We start from the raw sequence: 516 nt of genomic DNA on the forward strand, positions 1-516 counted from the left end.
GGATTGTGCTAACGAAAAATTAGATTCGGTGCTGCCGGTTATTGGCAGAGGATCTATTGCTAATTCATTACATCCGCGCTTAATTCCTGTTAATAGGGAATTCCATGCAGACTTGTCATTAAAGTTTTGAATGATGACGGAAAATGGAATTCCTCCTGCTGCCATGCATTCCATGTAGGCAACTCGAAATGCAAAATAGGATACAACGTCATAGGGAGCGGACACATCATCAGCCGTCTTCATTCCAATCGAGCCGCTATTGTCACAGGCAATGACGATATCCATTTTTTGATCAAATGGTGCGATTAAACTGTCCCTTATCATCATTGCTCACCTGCCATCGTTTTTTGGAAAAGCATTTTACATTTCGGAATGAAAATTATTGCAATGGCCGCATTAACAGTCGCTCCAATCAAAAGGGAAGGCAGTAACGCGAAATAGAACGAAACCCCAAGTAATACCAGCACAGGAAGCGGTGCCAGCAGGCTGTTGCTGCAAACGAAAAACAAACCAGCA

The 516-nt window shown here is 43.0% G+C and carries 2 pseudogenes; both read right to left on the minus strand.

The features are described from left to right. A pseudogene (locus tag AC3G7N_RS22665) lies at positions 1 to 324 on the minus strand (ATP-binding protein); the annotation flags it as partial. Continuing rightward, a pseudogene (locus AC3G7N_RS22670) lies at positions 324 to 516 on the minus strand (ECF transporter S component); the annotation flags it as partial. The pseudogenes AC3G7N_RS22670 and AC3G7N_RS22665, both read right to left, overlap by 1 nt.

Source organism: Virgibacillus carmonensis (assembly GCF_057836705.1).